The following is a 6,574-nucleotide window of genomic DNA, read 5'->3' as shown; positions in this document are numbered from 1 at the left end:
AGCTCCCGGCGCCGCCCCCGCCTCACCGGCCCGGGGGCCCGGCCCGCCCCCCCCGCCCCGCGGGCGGGCGCCCCCCGGCCGGGGGCCCCCCCCCCCACGGCCATGTCAGGAGGGGTGGGCCGTCAGCCCGCGTACACGTCCTCGACGTACCGCCCGGCCTCGATCAGCCCCTGCAGCCAGGCCTGCGCCCGCTGCTCGTCCGCGCCCGGGACGCGCTCGCGGTACAGCGTCCGGAAGGCCTCCCGGACGCCCGGCGCCATCCGGGCGCCGTCGCCGCACACGTACACCTCGGCACCGGCTTCGAGCAGCTCCCAGACCTCGGCCGCCTCGGCGGCGATCCGGTCCTGCACGTAGCGCCGCCCGTCCCGCGGCCGCTCGCTGAAGGCGGGCCGCAGCGAGACCGCGCAGGCCTGCTCGGCCGCCTCCAGCTCACCGCGGTGCAGGTAGTCCGCGTCCGGGTCGTCGCAGCCGAAGTACAGCAGCGCCGGGGCGAGCCCGGCCCCCTCGACGAGCAGCGCCCGGCGGTCGGCGACGGCGCCCCGGAAGGGCGCCAGGCCGGTGCCGGCCGCGATCATGACCACCGGGGTCCGGTGGCCGATCCGGAACGCCTCCCGGCAGGGCTGGACCCGGGCCAGCACGGTGTCGCCGACGGCCACCCGGTCGAGGTAGCCGGAGCCGGTGCCCCGGAAGGTGCCCCGGCCCGAACGGGCCGGCCCGCTGAGCACCGAGACCATCAGCTCCGCCCGGCCCGGGTCGCCGACCGGCGAGGAGGAGATCGAGTAGTGCCGCGGCCGGATCGGCGGCAGCAGCTCCAGCAGCACCGGCCAGCCGAGCCGCCCCTGGAGGGCCGGGTGGTCCTCGAGCAGGTCCAGCAGGGTGCGCGGGTCGTCCTCGGGCAGCGCCCGCAGCGCGGCCTGCTCGGGCGGGCAGGGGTTGAGCGCGGCCAGGGCGGCGCGCTGCTCGGCGCTCGGCCGGTCCTGCAACTCGACGTGGCGGGTGAGCAGTTCGCGCACCGTCAGCGGGCGGTCGACGGCCAGTCCGGTGCGCCGGTGCGCCACGATGCCCAGCACCGTGTCGAGGTCGGCGCCGAACAGCTTGGCGGCGCGCTCGACCAGCGCCGGGTCGTTGGCCGGGAGCACGGTGAGGTGGTCGGCGGTCCGGTAGCCGGTGCCCTCCGGCAGGGCCAGCCGGACCAGCCGCTTGACCCGGTGGTACGCGGGGTCGGTCAGGCTGCCGACGGCGGTGACGGTCAGCTCCGCCATGCCGTGCCGGGCGGCCAGCGCGGCCAGCGGGCCGCCGGTCACCTCGGTCACCGAGTAGGCGGCCGCCGGCCGCGCCTCGGCGGGGGCGTCGGCGTCCCCGTAGCGCGCCAGCAGGGTCTCGCGCAGCTCGGCGGTGAACTGCCGTACGGTGCCGGCCAGGTCGCCGGAGGCGTCGGCCTCGGCGCGGGCCAGCAGCCGGGTGCCGCCGAGCGCGGCGAGCCGGTCGTCGATCAGCCCCGGGACGCGCTGGTAGGTCGCGGCGTAGGTGCGGTCGCCGATGCCGAGCACCGCGTACTCGACGCCCTCGGCCGTCCCGCGCTCCTGCCCCTCCCCGGCGTCCTGCGCCTCCTGGAGCCGGCGGACGAACCGGGCCGCGTCGTCGGTCGGCTGCCCGTTGTACGAGGCGGCGGTGATCACCACCGGCCGGTCGGTGGGCAGCCCGTCCGCGTACGCGTCCAGCGGGGCGGTCTCCGTCTCGCAGCCGAGGTCGGCGGCGGCCTCCGCGAGCTGCCGGCTGAACTCCCGGCAGGCGCCGTAGTTGGAGCCGTGCAGGAGCAGCAGCCCGGTCCCCTGGCGGACCCGCCCGGCCGTCCCGGGCCGCTCGGCGGTGCCGGTGGCAGCAGCGGTGGAGCCGGAGGCGGTCGCGGCCCGGCCGGGCGTGCGCCGGGCGAGGCCGAGGGTGAAGTCGTCGGGCTTGATGGTGAGCGTCTGCTTGATGGTCAGCCGGTAGTCGGCGTGGTCGATCAGCCGGTAGCGGTGGACCAGCATGCCGAGCAGCATGACGGCCTCGTGCAGCGCGAACTGCCGTCCGATGCAAGCGCGTTCGCCGGTGCCGAAGGGCTTGAAGGCGTGCGGGGAGCGGGCCTCCTCGCACTCGGGGTCGAACCGGGACGGGTCGAACAGCTCCGGGTTGTCGCCCCACGACGGGTCCCGGTGCAGCATCGGCGTGGAGACGAAGACGGTCTCCCCGGCGCGCAGCGGGATGCGGCCGCCGAGCAGGGTGTCCTCGCGGGCCTCCCGGCTGAACGCGGGCGCCGTCGGCCACAGCCGCAGCGCCTCGTTGAGCACCTGGCGGGTGTGGCGCAGCCGTCCGACGTCCTCGTAGGAGGGCTCCGGGTCGGCCTGGTCGCCCCAGAGCTCGTCCACCTCCCGCTGCACCTGGCGCAGCACCGTCGGGTGCTTGACCAGGTAGTACATCGCGAAGGAGAGCGCGCCCGAGGTGGTCTCGTGGCCGGCGATCAGGAAGGTGATCACCTGGTTGCGGATGTTCTCGGCGTCCAGCCGGGTCCCGTCCGAGGGGCGGACCGCGCCGAGCATCAGGCCCAGCAGGTCCTCGGCCGGGGCCTGCTCGCCCTCCCCAACAGCTCCCTCCCCGGCGGTTCCCTCCGCGGAGCGGGCGGCGATCACCTCGTCCACCACGGCGGCCAGGTAGTCGGCGTCGGCCCGGAAGGCGGTGTCCCGCTCGCGGTGGTCGGCCTCCGGGTCGCGGGTGAGCCTGTTCATCGCCCAGCCCAGGCAGCGCACCATCGCCTCGACGAAGGGGTGCGGCTCGTCCCGCTCGAAGGAGCCGAAGTCGAAGCCGAAGCCGGCCAGTCCGATGGTGTCCAGGGTCATCCGGGTCATGTCGCCGGGCACGTCCACCGGCAGTCCGGCGGCCTCCCGGCGGTCCCAGGAGTCGACCAGCCGGCGGGCCACCCGCAGCATCACCGGGTGGTAGGTGCGCATCGAGCCGAGCGCGAAGGCCGGCATCAGGATGTCGTGCGCCCGGGCCCAGTTGGGCTCGTCGTTGTAGGCGGTGAACAGGCCGTCGCCGGTGAACTGGCGGACGTTCTCCAGGCCCGGGCCGATCGACTTGGTGAACCGGGTCTCGTCGGCGAGCTCCTCGACCAGCTCCAGCCCGCTGACGATCAGGCTGTCCCGGCCGTGCAGCCGCTGGACGAAGGCCGGGCCGTGCTCTCTGGCCAGTTCCATGGTGCGCAGCATCGGGGCGGCGATCGGCGGCGCCGACGAGATGTCCACCAGGGGGACGGCCCGACCGCTCCCGGCCCCGTCCGCCCGCTCGCCGCCGTCCGTCCACCCGTCCTCGGCCGTCCACTGGCCCTCGGTCGTGCTCTCCACGGTCTCGGTCATCGCTGTGGCCCCTCCCACGGCAGGAAAACTTCGGTCTTCCACCACTGTGCGCCCACCGGGCGGAAGGTCAGACCCCGATCACTACATGATTGTGTAGTACCAGGGGCTCCGACGGGCTTGCCCACGAACCGTCAGCCCTGGCCCCGGAGAGGAGAACCACCGATGCGATCGACCGAGGACTGCGCCCCCCTGCCGGGCGGCCGCCTGGACCCGGCGGTGATCTGGCGCAACCGGGCGCTGCGGCTGATGGACCACGTGCCGATGCCCATCGCGGTGTGCGAGTTCGGCGGGCAGATCCTGATCGTCAACCGCGCGATGGCAGCCGAATTCGGCTGCTTGCCGGGCCAGTTGCGCCACCGTAGGATTCTGGAGTTCTTCACCCTGCGGGACACCGGCACCCTGGAGGCGCTCACCGAGGCCGTCCGGCTGCACCGCCGCTCGCAGTACCCGGCCCGGGTCTCCTGGACGCCCGCCGGCGGCACCGAGCGGCACGGCGAGATGACCGTCGACCTGGTCAGCGACACCCCGGAGCAGACCCCGAACCTCCTGCTGTCGCTGCAGGCGGCGGAGCCCGCGGCCGAGGCCCCGCCGTTCGGCCCCCGGGCCGAGGCCAGCCCGGTCGAGGCCCGCATCCTCGCCGCCGCGGCCCGGGGCGACACCACCGCGCAGATCGCCCGGGCCCTCGGCATCACTCCGGACGGCGTCAACTACCACCTGGCCCGGCTCTCCCGCCGCTGGCGCGTCCCCAACCGCACCGCCCTGGTCGCCCGCGCCTACACCACCGGCGTCCTGGCCCCGGACACCTGGCCGCCCCAGCCCGCCGACCCGGAGTGATGATCCGTCAGGCCCGGGCGTCAGTCCGCGGTACGCCGCTCCGCCTCGATGAACGCCCTCGTGGTCGACGGGTCCGGGAGCGGGCGCCCGTACGTCTCCGCGAGCCGGGTCAGGGCGGTGGTCTCCACCGTCCAGCCGTGCCCGTCCAGCCAGTCGCCGGTGCCCGGGCCGAGCCCGCCGCGCCACAGCCCGGTGAGGTGGGTGAGCGCCGGGTCCTGCGGTGTGCGGCTCACGTCCCCGCCCTGCTCCAGCAGGAGGCGGCTGCCCGGGGCGGCCAGCCCGGCCACCGCTGTGAGCAGCCCGGCCGCCTCGTCCGGGGCGAGGTAGACCAGCAGGCCTTCGGCGAGCCAGACCGAGCGCCGGGCCGGGTCGAAGCCGGCGGCGACCAGCCGCTCGGGCCACCGCGGGTCGACCAGGTCGACGGGCAGGGCGGTGCGCCGGGCCTTCGGCACGGCGCCGAGGCCGTCCAGGACCTGCTGCTTGAAGTCCAGCACCGGGCCGAGGTCGAGCTCGAACACCCGGGTGCCGGACGGCCAGTCCAGCCGGTAGGCGCGGGTGTCCAGGCCCGCCGCCAGCACCACCACCTGGTCGGCGCCGGCGGCCGGCAGCCGGTCGTCGTAGAAGCGGGTGCGCAGGATGCCGTGGGCGACGAGGGCCTTGGCGAGGCTGCTGACCGGGCCGGAGAGGGCGGGTTCGAGGCCGGCGGCGTCCACGAAGGCGAGGGCGTACGGGTCGACGAAGAGCGGGTCGGGTCGGGAGCTCTCGTAGGCCCGCACCCGGGCGACGGACAGGGCGGTGCGGGAGACCGGGCTGAGCGGTTCGGAGGTCGTCATGCTCGGCAATCTACATCGGCGCCGATGCATCAGTGAAGATGTATTGGTGGAGATATATCGGTGAAGATGTATTCTTGCGGGCATGGACGGCGTGCAACTCCTCAGACTCGGCAAGCGGCTGACGGAACTCGGCCGCGCGATGATCACCGACCCGGCCGCCGAGCACCTCAGCGCCGGGGAGATCGCCGTGGTCTCCGACGTGTACCGCCACCCCGCCACCTCCGTCCAGGAGATCCGGGTCCGCACCGGCTTCGCCCAGAGCCACGTCTCGGTCTCCGTCGCCCGGCTGCGCGAACGCGGCCTGCTCGACGCCGCCGCCGACCCGGCCGACGGGCGCCGCACCCTGCTGACCGTCTCCGAGTCGGCCCGGCACGCCATCCGCGCCCACGTCGCCCGGCCCGCCGAGCCCGTCATCGCCAAGGCCGTCCCCGACCCGGAGAAGGCGCGCAGGGTCACCGAACTGCTGGACGAACTCGCCGGCCTGCTACTGCCCTGACCCGCCGCCGGGCGCACCACCAGCCCCACGCCCCGGCCGAGTTCCACAAGTCGGTCACAAGCTCGCCAGGCCACTCCCCCGCCACCGCCGGCCCCTGCCATCATCCCGACTGAACCCGGGAGGCGCCCGGGCGAGGCCGAGGGAGTGCGATGGACGCGCGGATCAAGGTCGCCGGCGGCGACGGGCTGCGGGAGACGGCGGAGCTCCGGGACTGGCTGCACCGGAAGCGCGAGCTGGCGGGGCCGGCGCTGAGCGACGACGATGAGTGAGCCGCCGACCGACCGCGTCCCGACTCCGCCGACCGACCAGGCGGCCTCCCCGCCACCCCGCCACCCCCGGCACCACAGCCGGCGGTCCGCCGCCCCGGCCGCCCGCATCGTGGCCCAGGCCCTGCTGGTCGTCATCGGCCTGTCCACCGTCGCCCTCGGCTTCTCCTGGTTCGTCGACACCTACGACGAGGCGCTCGCCTACCGCGGCGCCCCGGTCTGCGGCGCCCCCGCCACCGCACCCGGCGCGGACTGCGCCAAGCAGGAGACCGGCCGGGTGACGGCCAAGAAGACCGACTCGAACGGAGACTCCACCACCTACGGCCTGACCGTCTCCCGTGAGACGGTGCCCACCGCCACCTACAGCGTCACCGAGGGCCTCTACGACAGCCTGGAGAACGGCGTCAACGTGGACCTGACCCTCTGGCGGGGCCGCGTGGTCGAGCTCTCCCACCAGGGCCACCGCTCCACCGTCCAGAGCACCCCCTGGCTCACCGCCCTCAAGCTCGCCCTCCTGGTCGGCACGGGAACCGTCCTCGCCGTCTACGGCCTCCTCCTGCGCCGCCTCGTCAGCTGGGCACTCCCGCTCGCCGTCCTCCCCTTCCTGGTCCTCTTCACCGTCCTCGGCAGCATCATCCTCATCACCGCCCAGTGGCCCTTCGCCCTCACCATCGCCCTCCCCCTCCTCGGCTGGCTGGTCCTGACCGCCATCACCGCCACGATGTCCTGGGACTACTAGCCGGGGGGATCCGG

At 75.0% G+C, this 6,574-nt stretch carries 5 protein-coding genes; 3 read left to right on the top strand and 2 right to left on the bottom strand.

The features are described from left to right. Positions 1-122: 122 nt before the first annotated feature. Positions 123-3,392 (bottom strand): cytochrome P450, encoded by a 3,270-nt coding sequence (locus ACFVXH_RS19950; protein ID WP_387825561.1) that lies wholly within the window; start codon positions 3,390-3,392, stop codon positions 123-125. 162 nt (positions 3,393-3,554) lie between these two features. Here ACFVXH_RS19950 and ACFVXH_RS19945 point away from each other — a divergent pair, with 162 nt between their 5' ends. Further along, positions 3,555-4,226 carry a helix-turn-helix transcriptional regulator gene (locus ACFVXH_RS19945; protein WP_387825558.1) on the top strand — a complete coding sequence of 224 codons (672 nt, stop codon included), beginning with the start codon at positions 3,555-3,557 and terminating at the stop codon, positions 4,224-4,226. A gap of 20 nt (positions 4,227-4,246) precedes the next feature. Here the strand turns inward: ACFVXH_RS19945 and ACFVXH_RS19940 are convergent, their stop codons facing one another. Further along, positions 4,247-5,059 carry an SAM-dependent methyltransferase gene (locus tag ACFVXH_RS19940; protein ID WP_387825555.1) on the bottom strand — a complete coding sequence of 271 codons (813 nt, stop codon included), beginning with the start codon at positions 5,057-5,059 and terminating at the stop codon, positions 4,247-4,249. 82 nt (positions 5,060-5,141) lie between these two features. Here ACFVXH_RS19940 and ACFVXH_RS19935 point away from each other — a divergent pair, with 82 nt between their 5' ends. Then, positions 5,142-5,555, top strand: a complete 414-nt coding sequence (locus ACFVXH_RS19935; RefSeq protein ID WP_117485742.1) for a MarR family winged helix-turn-helix transcriptional regulator — start codon at positions 5,142-5,144, stop codon at positions 5,553-5,555. A 261-nt stretch (positions 5,556-5,816) separates the two neighbouring features. After that, the gene (locus ACFVXH_RS19930; RefSeq protein WP_387825551.1) at positions 5,817-6,560 is read left to right on the top strand and encodes a hypothetical protein; all 744 of its coding nucleotides are present in this window, start codon (positions 5,817-5,819) and stop codon (positions 6,558-6,560) included. Positions 6,561-6,574: the final 14 nt, after the last annotated feature.

This window comes from Kitasatospora sp. NPDC058184 (assembly GCF_042883725.1).
Lineage (GTDB): Bacteria > Actinomycetota > Actinomycetes > Streptomycetales > Streptomycetaceae > Kitasatospora.
Note: the sequence above shows the minus strand (reverse complement) of the source record. Positions and strands in the feature narration are given on the sequence as shown.

Excerpts from the sequence above, each read along its gene's own strand:
- ACFVXH_RS19950 (WP_387825561.1), bottom strand. The coding sequence starts at position 3,392 with ATGACCGAGACCGTGGAGAGCACGACCGAGGGCCAGTGGACGGCCGAG.
- ACFVXH_RS19945 (WP_387825558.1), top strand. The coding sequence starts at position 3,555 with ATGCGATCGACCGAGGACTGCGCCCCCCTGCCGGGCGGCCGCCTGGAC.
- ACFVXH_RS19940 (WP_387825555.1), bottom strand. The coding sequence starts at position 5,059 with ATGACGACCTCCGAACCGCTCAGCCCGGTCTCCCGCACCGCCCTGTCC.
- ACFVXH_RS19935 (WP_117485742.1), top strand. The coding sequence starts at position 5,142 with ATGGACGGCGTGCAACTCCTCAGACTCGGCAAGCGGCTGACGGAACTC.
- ACFVXH_RS19930 (WP_387825551.1), top strand. The coding sequence starts at position 5,817 with ATGAGTGAGCCGCCGACCGACCGCGTCCCGACTCCGCCGACCGACCAG.